Below are 390 nucleotides of genomic sequence, written 5' to 3' on the forward strand. Positions count from 1 at the left end.
CAGCGGTAGCCGCCCCCGGGCAGCGCGTCCGACATGCCCTCGGTGAAGGAGTCCCCGACGGCCACAAAGCTCTCGACAACAGGCGTCTGTTCCATGGTGCCGACGATGCTACCCGGGCCTTCCGGGTGGTTCTCCGGCACCCGCGCGCCGCGTACCGTCACCCGGGGACGGAACCGTCGTTGGAACCGAACATGATCCGTAAGCTCCCGGCCACCGTCGCCTGTCTGTTCCTGTTGCCCGGCTGTGTCACCGTGGGCCCGGGCCCGTCCGCCCCGGCGGCGCCCTCCCAGCCGGCGGCGCCCCTGCCGCACGGTGAAGCGGATCCCGACTCGAGCCCAGCGGCCGGGGGCGGGGACGACCGCGGCAAGAACGGCGACGGGGACGCGAGGG

2 pseudogenes are annotated in these 390 nt (G+C 73.3%); one reads left to right on the plus strand and one right to left on the minus strand.

Annotated elements, in window-relative coordinates:
- Positions 1-95 (minus strand): annotated as a pseudogene (locus tag FNQ90_RS26725) (SGNH/GDSL hydrolase family protein); the annotation flags it as partial.
- A 96-nt stretch (positions 96-191) separates the two neighbouring features.
- Between FNQ90_RS26725 and FNQ90_RS27955 the strand changes: the two are divergent.
- Positions 192-390 (plus strand): annotated as a pseudogene (locus FNQ90_RS27955) (hypothetical protein); the annotation flags it as partial.

The organism is Streptomyces alkaliphilus (assembly GCF_014141535.1).
GTDB classification, from domain to species: Bacteria; Actinomycetota; Actinomycetes; order Streptomycetales; family Streptomycetaceae; genus Streptomyces; species Streptomyces alkaliphilus.